Genomic DNA, 21946 nt, shown 5'->3' on the forward strand with positions numbered 1-21946 from the left:
CCGCTGCCGGTCAGGTAGTGGGCTTCTCCGTCTGGAAGACCACCCCGGCCGCGCCGATGAGCCAGCCCAGCAGGGACAATGCGAACGCCCCGATCAGGTCCGTGGACGCCGTTCCCTTGACCAGCCACAGCAGCAGCACCAAGAGCCCCACCGCGAGGTAGACCACCACGGCAGCGACGATCCGTCCGGACAGCCTCGCGGTGACTTCGGACGGATTGAAGGCCATGGCGCCGCCCGGGGCGGCCGGCCCTGGGCTCCTTCGGGCCTCCTTGTCGCGCTCGTCGCGGCGGACCTCGGCGATGGTGAACCCCAGTGCAGAAGCGGTGAGTGAACTAAGAGACGTGGCCAGCACCCCGGCCGCTGTGACCAGTGCTCCGTTCAGGGGCGGCGCCACCGTCCTGCCGTCCGGCACCCACAATCCGACGCGCAGCAGAACGGAGCCCCAGACCGCCACAAAAAGGCCCAGGAAGACGAACGCGATGATGTTGAACAGTTGCTGGCGCAGGAAATCCATAACCACCCACCCCTCACCTCTGAGCGGCCGCAGCCGGACAGCCCGGGCAACCGTGAAACCGTTCTAGCACCGCACGGGACAAGGGGCAATGCCGTTCGGATACGGGCCGAAATAGTTGATGCCTTTCGGCGTATATGTCGCTAGGGTGGGAGGCATGGTGACAGACGACGTATTTGCCGTCATTGCGGAAGCAACCCGGCGCGACATCCTCGTATCCTTGCGTGCGGGGGACAAGGCCGTAGGGGAGCTGGTGGAGGAACTGGACGCGAGCCAGCCCACCATTTCCAAGCACCTCAAAGTCCTGCGTGAGGCGCAGCTGGTCAGCATGCGCGCCCAGGGCCAGAAGCGTTACTACGCGCTCAACCCCAAGCCGCTTGAGGGGATCGTCAGCTGGCTGGAAACGTTCGACGTCGGCCCGGCAGCCGCCGCCGCAAAGTCACCTGCGGCTCGGGGGACGGAAGCCGGCAGCGAACGTGCCGTGGCTACCCCCGTGCCGCGCGACGCAGCCGTGGCCGCCGTTCTGGCGCGCGACGACGCCGAGCTAAGTCCCGCCGTCGTGATTCCGGGCGGTACCGCGGCGCCGCTCAGCGACGACACCGTGCCGCAGCAGATCGGCCGGACGGTGGGCCGCGCCGCCACCAAGGCCGCCGACCTGCTGGCCAACCTGCCGAACCTCCCGAAGTTCGGCCGCAAGAAATAACTAGACCTGGATCTCGACAGGCTCGATCACCGCACGGTGGTTGAGCCTGTCGAAACCGGACTGGGGCATCACCGCACGGTGGTTGAGCCTGTCGAAACCGGGCTGGGGCCCCTACTTGTTGAGCAGGCGCACGTGGTCCGGGGTCAGCTCGGAGATCTTGTTGACGCCCAGCAGTGCCATGGTGCGGGCCATGTCCTTCTCCAGGATCTGGATGGCGCGGTCAACACCGGCGCGGCCGCCGGCCATGAGGCCGTACAGGTACGCGCGGCCGATCAGCGTGAAGTCGGCGCCGAGGGCCAGGGCTGCGACGATGTCGGCGCCGCTCATGATGCCGGTGTCCAGGATGATGGCGGCGTCGGAGTTGTCCTTGGTGAAGGCTTCCTTGACGTCCGGCAGCAGGTGGAACGGGATGGGTGCCCGGTCCAGCTGGCGGCCGCCGTGGTTGGAGAGCACCACGCCGTCGGCGCCGTGGTCCACCACCTTGCGGGCGTCCTCAACGGTCTGGATGCCCTTGACCACGAGCTTGCCCTTCCAGGTTTCGCGCAGCCAGTCGAGGTCCTCGAACGTCAGGGTGGGGTCGAACATCGAGTTGATGAGGTCGGCCACCGTGCCCGTGTAGCGGGACAGCGAGGCGAAGGTCAGCGGCTCGTGCGTGAGGAAGTTGAACCACCAGGCGGGGCGGTAGGACGCATCCAGGACGGTCTTGATGGTCAGTGCCGGCGGGATGGTCATGCCGTTGCGGACGTCGCGCAGGCGGGCGCCGGCGACGGCGGTGTCCACAGTGACCATCAGGGTGTCGTTTCCGGCCTTGGCGGCGCGCTCGATCAGTTCCAGCGAGCGGTCGCGGTCCGTCCACAGATACAGCTGGAACCAGTTGCGGCCGTTCGGGGCGGCGGCGGCCACGTCTTCGATGGAGGCGGTGCCCATGGTGGAGAGGGTGTAGGGGATGCCCGCGGCTTCGGCCGCCTGCGAGCCGGCGTACTCACCTTCGGACTGCATCATGCGGGTAAAGCCCGTGGGGGCAATGCCCACGGGCAGCCGGGAGGACTTGCCCAGGATGTCGGTGGTCAGGTCGATCTGGGAGACGTTGCGCAGGATGCCGGGCCGGAACTCGATGTCCAGGAAGGCTTCGCGGGCACGGCGCAGGGTGATCTCTGCTTCGGCGGCGCCGTCGGTGTAGTCGAAGGGCGCCTGCGGGGTGCGGCGCTTGGCGATGTCGCGCAGTTCCCAGATGGTGCTGGCACGCTTGAGCCGGGCTTCCTTGCTGAACTCGGGCTTCTTGAACTGCATCAGCGGCGCAAGGTCCGAGTACTTCGGGATGCGGCGCTTCAGCGCAGCCGGCACCGCCGACGAAGCAGCGGGCCGCGGCGCGGACGCGGCAGTTGCCGGAACATCCGTGGCGTCCGGAGCCGGGGTGGTCTCGGGATTGTTCGGCTGGATCGTGTGGGTCATGGCTTCCTCCGTTGGTGGGCCGGACAGCTTTTCGACGCGGAAACTACTGGGTCCGCGTGTGTGGTCTAACCACACTCTAGGGCATGTGGTCCAACCACATCAAGTAGGATGGCCGTATGCGTACCCACCAGCTTGTCCTGCACTGGATCGAGGGCCAGCTCTCCGAGGGCAAGCTGGCCGTGGGCGGACGGCTTCCAGCGGAGCGGACCCTCGCCGAGCAGCTGCAGGTATCCCGCACGTCGGTGCGCGAGGCGATCCGCATCCTGGAGGCCATGGGCGTGGTCCGTGCCGGCGTCGGCTCCGGTCCTGAAGCAGGCACGGTGGTGATTTCGGATCCGACGGCGGCGCTCGGCTCGGCACTGCGGCTCCACGTGGCCACCCAGCACCTCCCGGTGTCCGACATTGTCCAGACCCGCGTCCTGCTGGAATCGTGGGCGGCGTCGCATGCCCGGCCTGATTCGCCGGAGCTCACCGGAGCGGCGGGCCTATTGGAGGAAATGGATGCCGACGGGATGGCCGTGGATGATTTCCTCGCGTTGGACGTCCGCTTCCACCTTGCCCTGGCAGACGCCGCCGGAAATGCCGTGGTCAGCGCCATGATGGGGTCCCTGCGCGAATCCATCACAGGCTACGCGTCCCGGCTCACCGCCAACCTTCCGGACTGGGATACCACCGCGGCGCGGCTGCGGGCGGAACACCATGAAATCCTGGACGCCATCCAGAATGACGACGGCGAACGCGCAGCCAAGCTCGTGGCCGCGCACATCGAGGGCTACTACCGGGAGGCTGGTGTACGGCACTCCCCGTAGTCCGGCCGCTTAGCCGTGCGCTGCGGTGCGCGGCGCCTTGGCCGGCCCGCTGCTGGCCCGGATTTCCAGCCGCGGCTGGTAGCGGCTGCCCGGGGCGTCGTTTTCTTCCTTGCGGATGAGGGCTCGCATCTGGTGCCAGGCCTGCTGGCCGAGCTCCGTGATGGGCACTGCGGCGGTGGTGAGGGTAGGCGTGGTGTAGCGGGCGAACGGAATGTCATCGAAGCCCGTGACGGAGATGTCGCCGGGAACATCCACGCCCCGTTCGTGGAGCCCGCTCATCAGGCCCATGGCCACGAGGTCGTTGAACGCGAGGATGCCGGTGGCGCCGCTGTCCAGCACGGCGTCCACTGCTTCGTGCCCGGTGTCGAAGTCCGAGCCGCCTTCGAGCATCAGGACCTCCACCTGTGGGTGCGCAGCCTTGAAGGCTTCCAGGCCCTGGAGCCTGAGCCCGTTGGAGGCGCTGCGGGGCGGGCCGGCCAGGAACGCCAGGCGCGTGTGGCCCAGATCCACCAGGTGCCCGGCGAGATCCTGGACGCCCTGCCCGTAATCCACCACGAGGCTCGGAACGTCGGCAGCCGTTGTGGTCCTGTTGATCAGCACCAGTGGATGCAGCGAAGGAACCAGTTCCTCCAACTCGGCATCGCTCATGCGGGGCGCACAGAGGACCAGGCCGTCGCACCGGCGGCGTGCCTCGCCTGCCAGGATGGCTTCCTCGCTGGAGACCTCGAAGGAATCGGCGATCAGCACCCGGTAGCCGTCCTGCGCCGCGGCCCGGCTCAATCCGCGCAGGATGGCCTGGAAGGTGGGGTTGGCCAGGTCCGGAACCACAATGCCAATGGTGTCCGTCTTGCCCAGCGCGAGGCTGCGGCCCACCGGGTTGGGCTGGTACTTCAGTTCCGCTGCTGCGGCGCGGACGCGCGCCGCGATCTCCGGATCCACGGTGAAGTTTCCGTTCATCACCCGCGAAACCGTGGCATGCGAAACCCCGGCCTTGACGGCAACATCCGCGATGCCGATCCTGCCGGTTGCCGATCTCCTGACCATGGTCTGCCTTTCGTAGGTCCCTCGGGCCATTCTGCCGCCAGAGGGCTGGCGATGATTCCGGCAGATGGCGGTGTCGTGAGAAAAAGCATATAACGCCCCCGGAAAGCGATTTCTATGGCCGGCGGGGCAATCCGCTGCCGGCGCGGGGACGGCGTTGCGGGCACCAACTTAGAAAACGCTTTCTCATTAGAAGGATAATGGTTGACGTGGGCGGCATGCTCTTGGTACAAATCATATAACGCTTCTGAGAAAACGCTTTCTCGGTGATGTTCCGGAAACTACGCAATGCACCACCACGAACGGCCGCCCGCCGGCCGAGTATTGAGCCTTCGAAAGGGACCCTCATGGTCAACACAGCCGAATCGAGTTCTGCTACCGCCGCTTTCACGTCCGCTCCGCTGACCGGCACCGCAGCCGCCCAGGAGCCGGGCTCAGGCACCAAGGCGCGTATCGCCCTGATCGGCACCGGCGGCCGCTCCGAGATGTACATCCGCGCCATCTTCGGCAAGCACGCGGACACCGCGGAGTTGGTGGCGTTCTCCGACGTCAACCCCGGCCGCGTGGAGTTCTACCAGAAGCTCATCCAGGAACTCGGGGCCCCGGGCCCCGTCGCCTCGTTCGACCCCGCAGACCTCACCGCCTTCATCCAGGCCAACAACATCGACCGCGTTGTGGTGACCACGCCGGACTACACCCACGCTGACTACATCGTCGAGGCACTCGAGGCGGGCGCCGACGTCGTTGTCGAAAAGCCGCTGACCATCGACGCCGAAGGTTGCCGCCGGATCACCAAGGCGGTGGAAGAGACCGGCCGGAACGTGGTGGTCACCTTCAACTACCGGTACTCGCCGCGCAACAGTGCCCTGAAGGAAATCATCCAGAGCGGCGTGATCGGCAAGGTCACCTCGATCGACTTCAGCTGGGTCCTGGACACCGTCCACGGCGCCGACTACTTCCGCCGCTGGCACCGCGAAAAGAAGAACTCCGGCGGCCTGCTGATCCACAAGGCATCGCACCACTTCGACCTGGTCAACTGGTGGATCAACGACGTCCCCGAGCGTGTCTTCGCCTCCGGCGGCCTGAAGTTCTATGGGGACAAGAACGCCGCCGAGCGCGGCCTGGGCCCCCGTCCGGAACGTGGAACGCCCGACGCCGGTGCTCCCGCCGCCGCCGAGAAGGACCCGTTTGCGCTGGACCTCCGCGACGATGAGCGCCTGAAGGCCCTCTTCCTGGACAACGAGCACTACGACGGCTACCGCCGTGACCAGGACGTCTTCACCGGCGGCATCACCATCGAGGACAACCTGGCACTCGTGGTGGAGTACCAGGGCGGGCCGCGCCTGAGCTATTCCCTGAACGCCCACAGCCCGTGGGAAGGCTACCGCGTGTCGGTCAACGGCACCGAGGGCCGGGCCGAACTCGAAGTGGTGGAACGCGCCGCCGTCCTGAGCAGCACCGACAAAAAGACCGTGGTTGACCCCAGCGCCACCCCGATCGAGGAGGAAGACGCCATCCGGCGCAACGGCGAACGCCTCGTGGTCCAGCGCCACTGGGAGCCCGCCTACGAGGTGCCGATCGTCAACGGCGAAGGCGGCCACGGCGGCGGCGACGAACTCCTCCTCTCCGACCTCTTCAACGGTCCCGGCGAGGACCCGCTGGGCCGGCCGTCCGGCTACCTCGACGGCCTCCGCTCCGTATCGGTCGGCATCGCCGGCAACCGCTCGCTGGAGTCGTCCCTGCCCGTCCGCATCGAGGACCTGGACCTCGGCGCCGATCTTCGCCGCGGCGCCTAGCCCGCGGCCCTGAAAACCTAAAGGAACAAACATGAGCAGGATCTTTGTCACCGGCGGCTCCGGCCGGCTGGGGCGCAGCGTGGTGGCCGGGCTCGCCCAGGCCGGCCACGAGGTCATCTCCGTGGACCGCGACGCGATCCCGGCGGACCAGCTGCCGGCCGGCGTCGTGCAGGAAACCGGGGACCTGCTGGCCCCGGGCGAGGCCTTGCGCCTCCTCCGCGAAACCCAGCCCGACGCCGTCATCCACCTCGCCGCGATCGCCGTGCCGTTCAGTGCCCCGGAAGAGATTATCTTCGGCACCAACACCCGGCTGGCGTTCGCCGTGATCAGCGCCGCCACGGAACTGGGCATCGGCAAGATCGTCACCGCCAGCAGCCCCACCGCTTTGGGCTACGGCTGCCCGGCCGGCTGGCTGCCGGACAGTTTCCCGCTGGATGAGCGCACCACGCCCAAACCGTGGAACGCCTACGCCCTGTCCAAGCTGATCGCCGAGCAGACCGTGGAGATGTTCGCCGCGGCGCAGGGCGGGAAGATCCGCTACGCCGCCTTCCGGCCCTGCTACGTCATCTCGCCCGAGGAATGGGAAGGCGCGCCCACCCAGCAGGGCCACACCGTGGCCGAACGCCTGGCAGACCCTGCCCTGTCGGCGCCCGCGCTGTTCAACTACGTGGACGCCCGCGACGTCGCAGACTTCCTGGACGTGCTCCTGCAGAAGATGGACTCCATCCCCAACGGGGAAACCTTCTTCGTCGGAGCCGCTGACGCCCTCGCCACCGCACCCCTGGCCGAACTGATGCCCCGCTTCCTGCCCGGAAGCGAAGCCCTGGCCGCCGGCCTGACCGGCACCAGCCCCGCCTTCTCCATCACCAAGGCACGCGAGCTGCTGGGCTGGGAGCCCAAGCGCAGCTGGCGGACCGAACTGAAAACCAACACCCACCTCAACGACGAGACGTCCGCCGCACTGGTCACAGCCGGAGCCGGATCCAAGGAGACACCATGAAATTCGACGGCGTACTGTTTTTCCCCGTCACCCCGTTCACGCCGGAGGGCGCTGTGGATGTGGAGCTTCTCAAGGAGCACATCGATTCGCGGCTTCCGTTCGGGCCCGGCGGCGTGTTTCCCGCCTGCGGCACCGGTGAATTCCACGCCCTGAGCATTGACGAGGTGCGCACCGTGGTGACCGCCGCCGTCGAGGTTGTGGCAGGCAAGGTTCCCGTGGTCGCCGGAGCCGGCGGACCGCTGGGGCACGCCCTGGCTGCCGCCCGGGTTGCCGAGGAAGCGGGTGCCGACGCACTCCTGGTCCTGCCGCCGTATCTGGTCACCGGACCAACCGACGGCCTGGTGGCGTACATCGAAGCAGTGGCGGACGCCAGCAGCCTCCCCGTGATCGTCTACCACCGCGGCAACGCCAAGTTCACCGCCGCCTCCATGGTCCGCCTCGCCGCCAACCCCAAGGTGATCGGCTTCAAGGACGGCCTGGGCGACGTGGGCCTGGCCCAGGAGATCGTCTCCGCCGTCCGAGCCACCGGACGGACGGACTTCGCCTTCTTCAACGGCCTGCTGACCGCCGAACTGACCCAGGGCGCCTACCGCGGACTGGGCATCCCGCTCTACTCCTCGGCGGCATTCGCCATGGCTCCGGAGATCGCCAAGGCGTACTACGACGCCTACATGTCCGGTGACGAGGAGCGCCGCAACGCCCTGCTGGAGGGCTTCTACGCCCCGCTGGTGCGGCTCCGCGACCAGACCCCCGGCTTCGGCGTCTCGCTGATCAAGGCGGGCCTGCGGCTCGGCGGGCTGGCTGTTGGCGGCGTCCGCCCGCCGCTGGTGGACCCCACCGAGGACCAGCTGGTCCAGCTGAAGTCCATCCTGGCCAAGGGCTACGAGCTGGCTGGCCGCTGATGAGTGCGCCCGCCGTCGAAGCCGTCCGGACCGCGCCGCGCATCACCGGACTCACCACCCGCCTCCTGACTGTGCCGCTGAGGCGCAGCTGGGGAGCGGATGCGCCGGAAAACCATGTGATCGTTACGGAGATCCAGACGGACGACGGCGGAGCGGGGCACGGTTTTTCCTGGACGCCCACCATCGGCCCGCAGGCCGTCAAGGCCCTCCTCGACTACGACATCGCACCTTTCGTTACGGGGCTGTCCGCCAATCCCGAGACGGTATGGGACGCATTGTGGAAGCGGCTGCATGAGGCCGGCGGCGGGGGACTGACCACCATCGCGATGGCCGGCGTCGACCTCGCCCTCTGGGACCTCCAAGGCCGCCGCGCGCAGACGTCCGTCACCGGACTGCTCGGCCAGCGGCAGGAGTCCGCGGAGGTGTACGGTTCCGGCGTGAACCTGCACTACACGCTGGAGGAGCTGGTGGCCCAGACCGAACGCTGGGTCGCCGCCGGGCACAAGGCAGTCAAGATCAAGGTGGGCAAGCCCGACATCCGCGAGGACGCCGAGCGTGTGGCGGCCGTCCGGTCCGTGCTCGGCCCGGACCGCAAGCTCATGATCGACGCCAACCAGCGCTGGGACCTGCCCACCACTTTCAAAGCCTTGGACGTCCTGGCGGAGTACGGGCTGGAGTGGCTCGAAGAGCCCATCCGCGCGGACGACCTCTGGGCCTACCGCAGGCTCCGGAAGCAGTCACCCGTGCCCATCGCCCTGGGCGAAAACCTGCACACCATCTTCCGCTTCCGCGATTTCATTGAGGCGGAGGCGGTGGACATCATCCAGCCCAACATCATCCGGGTCGGCGGCATCACGCCGTTCCGGCGGATTGTGGAGCTGGCCCGGACGAACAGCATCCGCGTGATGCCGCACCTGCTGCCGGAGCTGTCCGGGCAGCTGGCGCTTACGCTGGCGGAGCCAACGCTGGTGGAGGACGTGGAGGACGCGTCCTTCGAGCAGCTGGGCATCCTGGCCGGGCCGTCGCCGGTCCGCTTCAGCAACAGCCGCCTGACCCTCACGGACCAGCCCGGACTGGGCTTCCGCTTCACGGACACACCCGCAGACACGACGAACAGGACCTTCCAGTGACAACTGCAACCCTTTCACTTTCCGAGCTCACGGCTGCCGCCACCCGCGCCGCCGCCGTCGCGGCCGCCGCGTCGGACGCCGAGCGCGCCGGCTGGCTCAACGCCGTCGCCGACGCACTGGACGCCAACGTCACCGAACTGGTGGAGATCGCCGATTCGGAGACCAGCCTTGGCAGCGTCAGGCTGACCGGCGAGGTGGCCCGCACGTCCGGGCAGCTGCGGCTGTTCGCCCGCGTGATCACCGAAGGCTCCTACCTTGAAGCCGTGATCGACCACGCGGACCCGTCCGCCACGCCGCCGAAGCCGGACCTGCGCCGCATCCTCCGCCCGATCGGTCCGGTTGCCGTCTTCTCCGCCTCCAACTTCCCGTTCGCGTTCTCGGTGGCCGGCGGCGACACCGCGTCCGCCCTGGCCGTGGGCTCATCCGTGATCGTCAAGGCCCACTCGGGCCACCTGAAGCTGTCCGAACGGACGGCCGAGGTGGTCACCGAAGCACTGCGTAGCGCCGGAGCCCCGGAAGGCCTGTTCGCGCTGGTCAGCGGCCGCGAGGTGGGAACTGCCCTGGTGCAGGACCCCGCCATCAAGGCCGTGGGCTTCACCGGATCCATCCCCGGCGGCCGGGCGCTGTTTGACCTCGCGGTCTCCCGTCCCGACCCCATCCCGTTCTACGGCGAGCTGGGCAGCCTGAACCCGGTGGTCATCACCGCGGCCGCCCTGGCCGAGCGTTCCGGCCAGCTCGCGGCGGGCCTCGCAGCCTCGTTCACCATGGGAGCCGGCCAGTTCTGCACGAAGCCCGGCCTCGTCTTCATCCCGGCAGGCACCGGCTTCGCCGCCGAACTGGCCGAGGCAAGCAAGGACAAGCCGACGGCGGCCATGCTCACCAGCCGGATCTCCGACGCCTACCCCGACGGCCTGCGGAGCGTGGCTTCGCTGCCCGACGTGACCATCGTCAGCGGCACCGCAGACCAGGACGCCACCCGCGACGGCGCCGCACCCGTGGTGTTCTCCACCTCCGCCGCCAACGTCCTGGAACGCCCGGACGAGCTGCTGGAGGAGTGCTTCGGCCCCACCACACTGCTGATCGAATACACGGACCAGGAACAACTCTCCGCTGTCCTGGCCAAGGTTCCCGGCAGCCTGACCGCCACCGTCCATGCCCAGCCGGGCGAGGACGTCGCGGACCTTGTGGAGCAGCTGTCAGGCCTCGCCGGCCGGGTCCTGTTCGACGGCTGGCCCACGGGCGTGGCAGTGAACTGGGCCCAGCAGCACGGTGGCCCGTACCCGGCCACCACGTCCCTGTTCACTTCGGTGGGCGCGACGGCGGTCCGCCGCTTCCAGCGTCCCGTCGCCTACCAGGATGCCCCGGAAACGGTGCTGCACCCCGCACTGCGCGAAAGCAACCCGCTTGGCATCCCGCGCCGCGTGGACGGCGAACTCCGCCTCCCCTAGCGACCCTCTCTCACTTGATGTCGCTTTAACCGAAACGCTCTATCACTTTCTTTAGGAGAGTGATAGAGCGTTGCGGTTTAAGCGGCAGGACGTCCAGTGCCCGGCTCGGCCGGCGGGCGTCACGCAGCGCACGTTTTGGGGAACCGGACGACGGCGGCGGCCCGGTTTGGCGGGGGAGTGGCACTTTCGGTGGGCCTAAGGGCTGCCCTGCGTGACGCCGTCGTACGTCCAGCCAAGACGCTCCCTCACATGACGCCCTCGGCGGGGCGACGCGTGAGAGCGTTTGGCCTAGAGCTGCAGGGTGACCGGGCGCTTGAGGCCGTTCACGGTGGTGGTGGGCCAGCGGTCGTCAACGGTCAGGACTTTTACGCCCGACTCCGTGAGCTGGACCGTGTCCTCGATCTTCACGCCCGGCCCGGACGGGTTCCAGGTGAACGGCTGGTTGAGCACCACGGCGTCGGTGGCGGCCGCAGTGACGCGCGGATCCCGCCCGGCATAGCCCGCCGGTCCGCCCTGGTGGTGCTGCTCCCACTGCTCCGCGCCGAAGCCGTGGCGGACGTAGGCCGCCTTGATCTCGCCGAAGATGCGGTCCAGCCGGGCGCCGGGGATCGTCGCGTCGAAGATGTCCGCCTCTACGCCGGCAATCCGGGACTCGGCGTCGAGCTCTTCGGGAGTGCCGGCGTCGAACCTCACCCAGCGGGTGATGTTGGCTACCAGGCCGTCCCGGCGGGCGCACACCACAGCCATGGCGCGGCGGCCGAGCGGGGCGTGCGTGGCCAGAGGGTGGCGGAAGTCGCTGCGGGAACTGCCGTTGCACAGGAGCACCAAAGGTTCCGCGCCTGCGGCAACCACGCGGCCGGCGAGGGCGGACACGAGTTCGAACTCGGTGGTGTCCGGCCGGGCGGTGGACAGCACGTCGGTCATGATGCCCGCCAGTTCCGCGCTGAGGTGCGCGTAGCGGGCGCTCTCGGCCGGGAGCAGCTGCTGCCGGGCGGCCCTCAGCTCGGTGGCCGCCGCGGCTTCTGCCAGCGGGGTGCCGGAAGAATGTCCGACGGCGGCAGCGGCCTCGTGCAGGTTCCCGTACCAGGGCACGGTGTGCAGGGAGACGCCGGCGGGGAGCTCCTCGGCCGACATCCGTCCGGCCTCGTTGTTGAACGTGGCCAGGTGGTCGCCGTCCCGGTCCACGAGCAGCGCGGCGATGGGGTCGCCCGCCAGGCTGATGTGCACCCGGCTGCCGTCCAGGTACCAGGTCAGGGCGGTGTGGGTGGTCAGCAGCAGGGAGTCGTGCCCTTTGGCGTCCAGGATCTCCAAAACGCGGTGCCGCTTTACCTCGCGGTCTGCCGTGGAGGCGGGCGCTGTCCGTTCTACGGCGGATTCCGCGCCGGTTGGCGGCGTCCCGAGTGGTGCTGGTGTGGTGGTGGCCTGGCTCATGAGTTGTCCCCCTGCGACTTGATCAATGTTTCGATGTCTTGCGTAGCCAAAATTCCGTCGGCGATGAACACCGTGACGCTGCGGCGCACCGGGATGCCGGGTTCAGCGATCACGGGGGCATCCCAGGCCAACGATTGGCCAACGCCCGGGTAGCCGTCCACGCGGACGAACCACGGGTCCGTGGAGCCTTCCGAGGCGACAAACACCAGCGTGGCGGCGCCGCTGGCGGCACTGTCTCCCGTGCCGCCGTCGTCCGTTCCTGCGCTGAAGCTGCCGGACCAGGCGAGCCACGGCGTGACGCTTCCGTGCACGGCGGCCTCGCCGGTGGAGGTTTCCCCGGCCACGCCGGGCGTCCACACCGTTGCCCCGGGGCATTCAGGAAGGCGCCAGAAGAAGCCGCCGTAACCGCCCTGGTGGCGGCCGTTGGAACCGGGGCTGCCCAGGCTCACCGGCTGATCGCCGGCGGGGGAGAGCGCAAAGTCAAGAGTGAGGCGCCAGGCGGAGGAGCCTGCTGCCGCCCACGTCCAGGTGCGCTGCTCGGTCAGGACGGGAGCGCCGTCGAGCCCGTTCCAGGACAGTGTCTCGGCCAGTTGGCCGTCCTGCTGTGAGGGTTCGCCCGTGCGGACGATGGTGCCGTGGTCCGGCCGCCAGACATATTCGCCGGCCGCGCGGGTGTAGGTGCGGCCGCCCCAGAAGTTGACGCCGTCCACATCCTGCAGGGCCACGCCCACGCCCAGGTGCCACACGTGGTCCAGCGGCTGGTGGTCGGTGACAACTGTGCCCGCCAGCGTGCGGACGGGGTGGAGGTAGGGGCGGGGCGATGATACGGCCCGGATGTGGCTGCCGTCCTGGTAGTCCGCCACGGCGTGCCCTGCAAGGTCGAAGGTCTGCACGGGCGGGAGGCTGCGGGCCCAGGGGACGCCGAGCTCGGCAAAGGTGGCCTGGGCCTTGGCCGCGCGTTCGATGAGTTCAGGGATGCCGTTGACGATGGGGTGGGTGTCGTCGCCGTCGCCCGCCCAGGTAATGTGCGCAGCGGGAATCTCCTGCGGGTCCGGAGCCGTTCGGATGGCTTCCAGAACGGAGGTGAACGCGCCCGTGTCCGCCAGGGCGCACAACAGCGGAGCGCCGGCGCCGCGGGCCGCGAGCAGGTTCTCCAGCAGGTCGGTCCGCCCGAACGTCTCGCGGCGCTCGCCGGCGGGAGACGTGGTGACTACTTCGTCCTCGGTGTAGAAGAACGTGATCTCGCCCTTAGTGCCGTGAACGGTCACCGAGGGGCTCCGCTGCTCCGGGGCGCAGAGCGTCAAACCGCACAACAGGGTCTGCCCGGCTTCAGTACGCACGCGGATCACGGAGGTGTCGTCGCTCTGGGTGTCGTTGGCCCGGTAGAGGTCGGTCTCCACGGACGCGACGTCGGCCAGGGTGTGGGCGCCGGCCATGTGCAGTCCGGTGGCCACCGCATGCGCCAGCGCGTTGGTGGCTACGCCGTCCACCACGTCGGTGCCTTCGAGGCTGCGCTTGCCCGCCCAGCGGGACCGCTTGAAGTACCCCTTGGTCCGCAGCCACATGCCCTGTGCACTCAGGCCAAGGACATCGCCGATCTCACCGGAAGCGATCGACTCACGGATCGCGGGCAGGGCGAGGGATCCCAGGCTCTGGAAGCCCACCTGGACGAGCTTCCCCGACACCTCAGCCGCAGCCAAAACCTCCTGGAACTGTGCCAGGGAGGCCACCGGGGGCTTTTCAACATAGACGTCGCATCCCGCCGCCAGTGCAGCAAGCGCCAGGGGCGCGTGCGTCTGGATGGGGGTGGCCAGGATGACCACATCAGGAGCCGTTCCCGAGGCCAGCAGCTCGTCCAGCGTAGTGAAGACGGCCACGGAACCGCCCAGCTTGCCGTCCTGCGGAGGATTGGGATCGGCAACGGCCACGAGTTCGACGGCGCCGGCCGCCTCCAGCCGGGAAAGGTTGGCCAGGTGCCGCTCGCCGAAGCCGTGGACACCCACCAGGGCAATCCGCGGACGGGCAGTCGGAGCCGTGGCCGGGCTGGTTCCCGCGGCAGAATGCGGTGCTGTGGTGTCTGGTGCCGCGAAGGCGGATTGCTGCGTCATCGATGGTCCTCGGTGCCTATGGAGTGGAAAGGGGTGAGTGGTGGTGGACCGCGGGGCTTCCGGCGCCCAGCGCCCTGGAAAGGTAGCTGATGGCTTCATTTTGCATTTCTGCGGTGAAGACGTGCCCGCCCGGCCAGAAGGTTCCGGTGTAGGAGCCGGCCAGGTGGATCGACTCCAGGATCCGGTGGGCTTCGCGCATGCCGTCCTCGGGAAAGAGCTGGTCCGCCAAGGCGTACTGCACCAGGAATCCGTCGGCGCCCGAGGTAGCCGTGAGCTCCGGCCAGTCGCCCAGTTTCCAGAGCCCTGGCGTCTGGAGCAGCCAGGAATGGGCGTCGAGGTAAGCGGGCAGGAGGGAGCCGAACGTGGCCATCATGCAGGTCACCACGTAGCTCTTGATCTCCGGGCTCAGGGCCGCCAGCGTGAGGGACCGGCCGCCGCCGCCGGAGAAGCCGATGCAGCCCAGCCGCGCCGGATCCACGCCGGGAAGTGAGCCGAGGATGTCCAGTGCCGCGAGGTCGTCATGGGCCACCATCCCGGCCATGCTGGTGCCGAGCAGGCCAGCCGCCTTGGCTACGGTGTCCTCGTGGAAACCGGCAGCGGCGTTGTACAGGTCCGCATCGGTAGGTTCGACGCCGTCCTCCCGCCACTGCGACTTCCTTGCCTCCAGCGCGGAGGCAGTCCGCCACGGCGGCACGGAGAGGTCGAAGCGGCGGCTGCCCCAGGCAAACGTGTCATGGGCCAGCACGGCAAAGCCGGCCCGGGCCACCTCGGTGGCGAGGGCCAGCCCATCGTAATGGCCGGCCCTGGCAGCCGCGGCGGAGGGGTGGGACTGCGGAAGTTCCACGAGCCGGTCTGCTCCGCCAAACTTGTTTCCGCCGTGGCAGTGCAGCGCAAGGACGCCCGGCAGCGGCCCGGAAGTTCCGGCCGGGCGCACGAGCCAGCCAGTGGTGCGCGGGCCGAAGCCCAACTGCCAGCTGAGCTGGGAGGTGGTGACGCCGTCGTACGTTTCCGCCCAGTGGACGGTGACGTCCGGCCGGGTGACGGCTGCCGGAACGCCCAGGGCATCCGCGAGGTCCTGCGCTGCCGCGGTGGCTGCCTGGTGGCGGGGCCGGTTCCGGACATAGCCGGGCCAGTCCTCATACCCGGCGATCGCGCTGGGCCGCGTGGGCTCGTGTGGTGTATTCACTGGCCTGCCTGTGTTGGAAGGGGGTTGTCGGCGTCGCTGCAGGTCAGCCCAGGTTCTGGTTGACCTCGGAAATCATGCCCTTTGCCGCGTCACGCGGGGAGACCTTTCCGAAGAGTACATCCGTGTTGTATCGGTTCAAAACCTCCAGCGAGGACGATGATCCGGCGGGGAACGGCTTCGGAGCTGCAATCTTGAGCTCGGCGATGCGGTCCAGGTAGGCGGCTTCCTTTTGCTGGGAATCCTTCAGGAGCGGGGTGATGCCGGCCTTCAGTTCGGTGTTGGCAGGCATGCCCCGGTCACTCTTGATCTTCTTGGCTGCGTCCAAGTTGTTTACGAGGTAGTTGATGAAGAGGGCGGCTTCCTTGGGCTGGGAAGACTTGGAGGAGATGGCGTACTCCATGGAGGACCGCAGCCACGCGCCGGGCTCCTTGCTTTCGCCGGGCATCTTCATCATGACCAGGGGAGAACCCGAGTAGGAGGTCATCTGGTTGCTCCAGGAGATCTTCATGGCCTGCTTGCCCTGGCCCATCAGGGTCAGTTCAGGCTGGGCGGAGCCGTCTTCCACGGTCTGGGATGCCGATGGTGCCCCGCCGGTTTCCATCAGCTTCTTGTTCAGTTCGAACCATTTCGTCAGGGTGTCTTCGCTGATGCCCATCTTCTTGCCGTCTTCGGCGTACAGGTCCTCGCCGTTCTGGCGGGCCCAGACTGCCAGGAAGGAATCGTTGGCCATGGGGGTGGTGCCGAAAGTTCCCTGCGGGGACTTCTTCGTGATTTCCGCGGCGATGTCCGCAAAGTCGTCCCAGGTCCAGGTCTCGTCGTCCGGGAGTTTCACCCCGGCTTTTTCGAAGACCACGGGATCGACGACCATGGACATCGAGTTCACGCCGGCGGTGATGGTGTACTGCGTTCCGTCGATCTTGCCCAGGTCCACGGTTCCCTCCGCGAACTTGGAGGTGTCCAGCTGGTCCTTGACCTTGGCCAGGTCCAGCAGCACGCCGCGGCTGGAGTATTCGCTCGGATACGAACCGCTCATGGCGAAGACGTCGGGGGTGGTGCCGCCGGCGATCTGGGTGGCCATCTTGTCCCAGTAGGAGCTGAATTCAGTGTTTTCGCCCTGAACCTTGATGGTGGGGTTGGCCGCTTCGAAGTCCTTGATGACTTCGAGTGTGGTCTTGGCACGGGAGTCGTTCCCCCACCAGGCGAACCGGAGGACCACAGGGTCCTCGACAGTTCCCACTTTTGCAGTTTGGCCGCCACCGCCGCAGCCGGTGAGAATCAGCGCCAGGGCCGCCGTGGCTCCGGCGATGCCCAGTGAAGACTTGTTGAGACCAAACCGCATTGTTGTGCCCCTTAGGTGTTGAAGTATGGGTAGAGTGATCCTAGGTACAGAAAACGCTTTCTCAAAAACTAACAAAGGGCTGTACAGGAGTCAAGAAACCGTTTACTTTGGTACGGAGCCGCTTTTTCATCGTCCCGCCGGGCGGCGGCAGATCCGGACCGCGGAAACAGCAACAACCGCTGCTTGCAGCACCAGGGATCCGCCACCGGAGGCGGGACGCATCCAGATCGCCACGGCGATCAACCCCAGACGTGGAGGGCCACGATGACCAAAGGAGACCACATGGCCGCTAAACATATCCCCAGGACGCCCCGGCCGGCATGCATGCCGGCACCGGCGGGCCTGCTGCGTGAAATGGAGTCACCGCAATGAGCGCCATCAGCGAACTCAGCACAATTTCCCGCCGCAAGGGCAAGGCCACGGCGGAGGAGAAGAAGGCCAACGGCCGCGACAACAAGGCCGCCTACATCTTCCTCCTTCCGTGGCTGGTGGGCCTTGTCGCCATCACCATCGGCCCCATGCTGATGTCCCTCTACCTGTCCTTCACGGACTACAACCTGCTGCAGCCGCCTGAATGGGTGGGCCTGGATAACTTCACCCGGATGTTCTCGGACGCCCGGCTGCACAACTCACTCGGCGTGACGTTCACCTACGTCCTCGTAGGCGTTCCGCTCCAGTTGGCGGTGGCGCTCCTGATCGCGCTGGTCCTGGACAAGGGTCTCCGCGGACTGCCGTTCTACCGCTCCGTGTTCTACCTGCCGTCCCTGCTGGGCGGTTCGGTGGCCGTGGCGATCCTGTGGAAGCAGATCTTCGGCACCACCGGCCTGGTCAACCAGGTCCTGGCAATGTTCGGCATCCAGGGGCCGGGCTGGATCTCGGACCCCAGCACTGCGCTGGGTTCCATCATCCTGCTCCACGTCTGGACGTTCGGCGCCCCGATGATCATTTTCCTGGCCGGGCTGCGGCAGATCCCGGTGATGTACTACGAGGCCGCAAAGGTCGATGGCGCCAGCACCCTCCAGCAGTTCTGGAAGATCACGCTGCCGATGCTCAGCCCGATCCTCTTCTTCAACCTGGTCCTGCAGATCATCGGTTCGTTCCAGTCCTTCACCCAGGCGTTCATCGTCTCGGGCGGCAACGGCGGACCCTCGGACTCCACCATGTTCTTCACCCTGTACCTCTACCAAAAGGGATTCGGCCAGTTCGACATGGGCTACGCCTCCGCCATGGCCTGGTTCCTGCTGGTCATCATCGGTGTGTTCACCGCCATCAACTTCATCGCTTCCAAGTATTGGGTTTTCTATGACGACTAAGCTGCAGACGCTGCCCGCCCCGGACAGGAAGACTTCCGGCGCCGGCAAGCCTAAGAACCACCGCAAGCCCCGGGAGTCCCGCGGGACCCTCGCCTTCAGCCGGTCACAGCGGACCAAGGCCCTGGGCAAGCACGCCATCCTGATCCTCGCCGGGGCACTGATGATCTACCCGCTGCTGTGGATGGTGGTCTCATCCCTCCGGGCCAACGAACTGATCTTCCGCGAGCCGGGGCTCTGGCTCAACAGCCTGGAAATGAGCAACTACACCGACGGCTGGTCAGCCCTGACCCACCCGTTCGGGCACTACATGATCAACTCGGCCATCGTGGTGATCGGCTCGATCCTGGGCAACCTGATCTCCTGCTCGATGGCCGCCTACGCCTTCGCCCGGCTGCAGTTCACCGGCAAGAAGCTGTTCTTCGGCATCATGCTGCTGACCATCATGCTCCCGTTCCACGTGGTCATCGTGCCGCAGTACATCCTGTTCTCGCAGATCGGCTGGGTTAACACCTTCTGGCCGCTGATTGTCCCGAAGCTGCTGGCCACCGAGGCGTTCTTTGTCTTCCTGATGGTCCAGTTCATCCGCGGCATCCCGAAGGACCTGGACGAGGCTGCACGCATCGACGGCGCGGGCCACCCCCGCATCTTCCTGCGCGTCATACTGCCCCTGATGGTGCCGGCCCTGGCCACCACCACCATCTTCACGTTCATCTGGACCTGGAACGACTTCTTCGGCGCCCTGATCTACCTCACGGACCCGGATATGTTCACCGTTCCCGTCGCCCTACGCGCCTTCGTGGACTCGCAGTCAGCCACGAGCTGGGGCTCCCTGTTCGCAATGTCCATCGTGTCCCTGCTCCCGGTCTTCCTGGTCTTCCTGTTCGGCCAGCGGTTCCTCATCAAGGGCATCGCCACCACCGGCATCAAATAGACAAACCCGCAGCTTTATCCTTCGGGCTTACCGCCCGAAACCGACGGCCCGTCCCACTGGACGGGCCGTCGGCCGTTGTACGCCCGGTGGACACAAAACGGGCGCCTGCGCTCCGAGTGTCCGACGGCGGGACCTCCTATGGAGGTGACGTCGCCGCGTGCGGCAACATCCGGCGTCGGTACGCCCTAAGATGGCGACGGGCCCACGCGCGGAACATCCGACGTCGGCCGGCCCTGCGATGGTGACGACCCGCGTGCCGAACCTCCGGCGTCGGCCCGTCCGGCAGTCATTCAAAAAAACCTCTTGTAATACAAGTTACTAACTTGTAGTATCAGACTTAAGAAAACGCTTCCTCGTTTTCACATCCCCAGCAACTAGATCAAAGAAGATCGGAGTATCCAGTGCCGCTTTTTCCCCGCTCTGAGTCTGCTGCCCAGAACCATTCGGCAGAGACACCCTCCAATGGCGCACGGCGCCGGTTCCGCAAGACAGGCGTGATTGCCGCTGCAGCCGCCGCCGTTCTAGCCCTCGGCGCCTGCGGCGGGGGAGCCGCACCGCAAAGCGCCGACGGAACCGTCGAACTGCGCTTCTCCTGGTGGGGCAGCGACAAGCGCGCCCAGCTGACCCAGGCTGCCATCGCCGCCTTCGAGGCCGAGAACCCCAAGATCAAGATCAAGCCCGAGTACGGTGACTGGAGCGGCTACTGGGACAAGCTGGCCACCCAGGTTGCCGCCAACGACGCCCCGGACATCATCCAGATGGACGAGAAGTACATCACCGAGTACTCCACACGCGGCGCGCTGCTGGACCTCTCCAAGTATGAGATCGACACGTCCAAGCTGGACGAAGCCGCGCTGAATGCCGGCAAGAGCGAAGACGGCCTGACCGGTGTAGCCGCAGGCATCAATGCAGCAACGATCGTGGCAAACCCGGCCGTTTTCCAGGCTGCGGGCGTGGCGCTTCCGGATGACAAGACGTGGACCTGGGAAGACTTCGGCCGCATCTCCGCCGAGCTCACCGCGAAGTCCCCGAAGGGCACCTACGGCTCGGCCGCATACGGTACGGACGAGGCTTCCCTGGCCGTTTGGCTCCGGCAGAACGGCAAGTCCTTGTACACCTCGGAAGGCAAGCTGGGGTTCGAGCCGGCCGATATTGCCGAATGGTGGAAGTTCCTGAAGGAACTCAGCGAGAAGAAGGCAGTCCCGTCGGCCTCTGAAGTTGTGGAAGCTGAAGCTGCACCGCTCGACCAGAGCGGCCTGGCTACTGGCAAGAACGGGCTGGCCTTCTGGTGGTCGAACCAGTTGCCGGCACTCGAGAAGGCGGCCGGCAGCGACCTTCAGATCCTGCGGTTCCCGTCCAAGACCGGCAAGGCTGCCGACACGCAGCTTTGGTACAAGGCTTCCCAGTTCTGGTCCGCTTCCTCACGCACCAAGCACCCTAAGGAAACGGCCAAGTTCATTGACTTCCTGGCCAACAACGAGAAGGCCGGACAGGCACTCCTGGCGGACCGCGGCGTCTACCCCAACACCGAAGTTCGCGATGCCATTGCGGCCAAGCTGACCCCCGCTGACATCAAGGTGGTCAAGTTCATCGACCAGATCAAGGGTGAACTCGGTGAGGCTCCGGCACCGCCGCCGAAGGGCGCCGGGGCAATCCAGGAGATCGTCAAGCGGTACACATCCGAGGTCCTCTTCAACAGGCTCTCGACTGAAGAAGCCGGCAAGAAGGCCCACGGCGAAATGAAGTCGGCCATCAGCTAGTCCTTGCACCATCCAGTCCTCACACCGCCAAATCCTCACACCGCCAAAACGGCTCCGGACGTCCTCAGCCTCCTCTAAGGAACGTCCGACGGCGGGTGGCAGCTCCGCCCCGGCAGGAACCATCGGTTCCTCCGGGGCGGAGCTGTTTAAACTTCGTTGGGGCTGAGCACCATTCGGACACGACCGGACTCGCTGCCGCTTCAGCCTCCAGCTTGTGGGTTCTCGTGGTCGATCTTTCTCTTCATCACCACGCGCGGCCACGCATTGAGCCCGTGCTGGTTTTCCTTTTGCACAAGCTTCCGCAGACCATCAGACCAGGCTGGTTCGGGGACGTGTACGAAGCCGAGGCGCTCGTAGTAGGGAGCATTCCACGGGACGTCCCTGAAGGTTGTCAACGTCATTCCTTGGAAATTGTGTGCGGCGGCCCATCGTTCCACGTGGTCGATGAGTGACCTGCCCAGACCTTTGCGGCTGTGAACGGGGTGGACCGTGACCTGCTCGATGTGGGCCCACTCATCAATGACGTCGACAAGGATGTACGCGATGGGATTGTCGGCCGCGTCGGTGGCAACCCAAGCCCTGCCATCGCTTAGATAGGGCGCCAGCTCAGGCGCAGACAGTGGAGGATCGTCCGCTATCGCGTCCATCCCGATCTCGCGAAAGAGCTCTCCGGCTGCGACTTCGATGTCACGGATTCCGGAGATGTCGTCTGGTCGTGCCGCGCTGATCACCCGTCCAGTATCGCTTGCGCGTGTGCCAGACTGCCTACCTGCTGCCAATGGCCTGCCTTCGGGTGAGGGCGTGCGGAATTGCGTGAGGATCGGGCGGCATTCCCTGGCACGCTGGCCAGCGGTGTTTCTCAATACGTCCATCGCGCCCCTCTCGCGCGCCAAGCACGCCCTGTGTCAACCCATCCCGGATCGACCGCTGTTCAGGCATTCCCGTTTGTTGCCGCACGCGGGTTATTCGCGGGGTGGTGGTGGGGGTTTGAAGTAGTGGTTTTGTTGGGGTTTTTGGGTGGGGTCGATGTGGGGTGGGGGTGTGTACCAGGGGACGCCGTTTTGGGTGGTGATGGTCCATTGTTCT

At 66.7% G+C, this 21946-nt stretch carries 18 protein-coding genes; 10 read left to right on the forward strand and 8 right to left on the reverse strand.

Annotated features, from left to right (window positions below; translation table 11 throughout):
* Nucleotides 1-10: 10 nt before the first annotated feature.
* Entirely contained in the window at nt 11-514 is a 504-nt protein-coding gene (locus tag EYS21_RS20550; protein WP_131135097.1) for a hypothetical protein, read from the reverse strand.
* 154 nt (nt 515-668) lie between these two features.
* On the opposite strand from EYS21_RS20550, the gene EYS21_RS20555 reads away from it, so the two are divergent.
* Nucleotides 669-1214, forward strand: coding sequence for a metalloregulator ArsR/SmtB family transcription factor (locus EYS21_RS20555; protein WP_131135098.1), 546 nt, complete (start codon nt 669-671; stop codon nt 1212-1214).
* A gap of 111 nt (nt 1215-1325) precedes the next feature.
* Here EYS21_RS20555 and EYS21_RS20560 read toward each other — a convergent pair whose 3' ends face one another.
* Entirely contained in the window at nt 1326-2666 is a 1341-nt protein-coding gene (locus tag EYS21_RS20560; protein WP_131135099.1) for an alpha-hydroxy acid oxidase, read from the reverse strand.
* A 116-nt stretch (nt 2667-2782) separates the two neighbouring features.
* On the opposite strand from EYS21_RS20560, the gene EYS21_RS20565 reads away from it, so the two are divergent.
* The gene (locus EYS21_RS20565; RefSeq protein ID WP_131135100.1) at nt 2783-3475 is read left to right on the forward strand and encodes an FCD domain-containing protein; all 693 of its coding nucleotides are present in this window, start codon (nt 2783-2785) and stop codon (nt 3473-3475) included.
* Nucleotides 3476-3484: 9 nt separating this feature from the next.
* Here the strand turns inward: EYS21_RS20565 and EYS21_RS20570 are convergent, their stop codons facing one another.
* Nucleotides 3485-4519 (reverse strand): LacI family DNA-binding transcriptional regulator, encoded by a 1035-nt coding sequence (locus EYS21_RS20570; RefSeq protein ID WP_131135101.1) that lies wholly within the window; start codon nt 4517-4519, stop codon nt 3485-3487.
* Between the two features lie 344 nt (nt 4520-4863).
* Between EYS21_RS20570 and EYS21_RS20575 the strand changes: the two genes are divergently transcribed.
* From EYS21_RS20575 to EYS21_RS20595, 5 genes are read left to right on the forward strand one after another with little or no spacing between them, the layout of a single operon-like run.
* Nucleotides 4864-6312 (forward strand): Gfo/Idh/MocA family oxidoreductase, encoded by a 1449-nt coding sequence (locus tag EYS21_RS20575; protein ID WP_131135102.1) that lies wholly within the window; start codon nt 4864-4866, stop codon nt 6310-6312.
* A gap of 31 nt (nt 6313-6343) precedes the next feature.
* On the forward strand, nt 6344-7312 hold the full coding sequence (locus EYS21_RS20580) for an NAD(P)-dependent oxidoreductase (RefSeq protein ID WP_131135103.1): 969 nt from the start codon (nt 6344-6346) through the stop codon (nt 7310-7312).
* Nucleotides 7309-8214 (forward strand): 5-dehydro-4-deoxyglucarate dehydratase, encoded by a 906-nt coding sequence (locus tag EYS21_RS20585; protein WP_131135104.1) that lies wholly within the window; start codon nt 7309-7311, stop codon nt 8212-8214. Before EYS21_RS20580 ends, EYS21_RS20585 begins: the two co-directional genes overlap by 4 nt.
* Nucleotides 8214-9344 (forward strand): mandelate racemase/muconate lactonizing enzyme family protein, encoded by a 1131-nt coding sequence (locus EYS21_RS20590; protein ID WP_131135105.1) that lies wholly within the window; start codon nt 8214-8216, stop codon nt 9342-9344. The genes EYS21_RS20585 and EYS21_RS20590 overlap by 1 nt, the downstream gene beginning before the upstream one ends.
* Nucleotides 9341-10792 (forward strand): aldehyde dehydrogenase (NADP(+)), encoded by a 1452-nt coding sequence (locus tag EYS21_RS20595; RefSeq protein ID WP_131135106.1) that lies wholly within the window; start codon nt 9341-9343, stop codon nt 10790-10792. Before EYS21_RS20590 ends, EYS21_RS20595 begins: the two co-directional genes overlap by 4 nt.
* A gap of 288 nt (nt 10793-11080) precedes the next feature.
* Here the strand turns inward: EYS21_RS20595 and EYS21_RS20600 are convergent, their stop codons facing one another.
* From EYS21_RS20600 to EYS21_RS20615, 4 genes are read right to left on the reverse strand one after another with little or no spacing between them, the layout of a single operon-like run.
* A complete protein-coding gene (locus tag EYS21_RS20600; protein WP_242633534.1) occupies nt 11081-12223 on the reverse strand; it encodes a M24 family metallopeptidase in 1143 nt (380 codons plus the stop codon).
* Nucleotides 12220-14331 (reverse strand): DUF6807 family protein, encoded by a 2112-nt coding sequence (locus EYS21_RS20605; protein WP_131135107.1) that lies wholly within the window; start codon nt 14329-14331, stop codon nt 12220-12222. The genes EYS21_RS20600 and EYS21_RS20605 overlap by 4 nt, the downstream gene beginning before the upstream one ends.
* 16 nt (nt 14332-14347) lie before the next feature.
* Nucleotides 14348-15517 carry an acetylxylan esterase gene (locus EYS21_RS20610; protein WP_131135108.1) on the reverse strand — a complete coding sequence of 390 codons (1170 nt, stop codon included), beginning with the start codon at nt 15515-15517 and terminating at the stop codon, nt 14348-14350.
* Between the two features lie 43 nt (nt 15518-15560).
* Nucleotides 15561-16856: an extracellular solute-binding protein gene (locus EYS21_RS20615; protein ID WP_207307838.1), complete on the reverse strand. Its 1296-nt coding sequence runs from the start codon at nt 16854-16856 to the stop codon at nt 15561-15563.
* Between the two features lie 368 nt (nt 16857-17224).
* Between EYS21_RS20615 and EYS21_RS20620 the strand changes: the two genes are divergently transcribed.
* The 3 genes from EYS21_RS20620 to EYS21_RS20630 all read left to right on the forward strand — a co-directional run bounded on the left by EYS21_RS20620 (nt 17225) and on the right by EYS21_RS20630 (nt 20860).
* The gene (locus tag EYS21_RS20620; protein WP_131135109.1) at nt 17225-18169 is read left to right on the forward strand and encodes a sugar ABC transporter permease; all 945 of its coding nucleotides are present in this window, start codon (nt 17225-17227) and stop codon (nt 18167-18169) included.
* Nucleotides 18159-19100, forward strand: coding sequence for a carbohydrate ABC transporter permease (locus EYS21_RS20625; protein ID WP_131135110.1), 942 nt, complete (start codon nt 18159-18161; stop codon nt 19098-19100). The genes EYS21_RS20620 and EYS21_RS20625 overlap by 11 nt, the downstream gene beginning before the upstream one ends.
* Nucleotides 19101-19501: 401 nt before the next feature.
* Nucleotides 19502-20860, forward strand: coding sequence for an extracellular solute-binding protein (locus EYS21_RS20630; protein WP_131135111.1), 1359 nt, complete (start codon nt 19502-19504; stop codon nt 20858-20860).
* Nucleotides 20861-21060: 200 nt separating this feature from the next.
* Here EYS21_RS20630 and EYS21_RS20635 read toward each other — a convergent pair whose 3' ends face one another.
* Nucleotides 21061-21591 (reverse strand): GNAT family N-acetyltransferase, encoded by a 531-nt coding sequence (locus tag EYS21_RS20635; RefSeq protein ID WP_165478368.1) that lies wholly within the window; start codon nt 21589-21591, stop codon nt 21061-21063.
* Nucleotides 21592-21946 lie beyond the last annotated feature (355 nt).

This window comes from Arthrobacter sp. S39 (assembly GCF_004320525.1).
Taxonomy (GTDB): Bacteria; Actinomycetota; Actinomycetes; order Actinomycetales; family Micrococcaceae; genus Arthrobacter.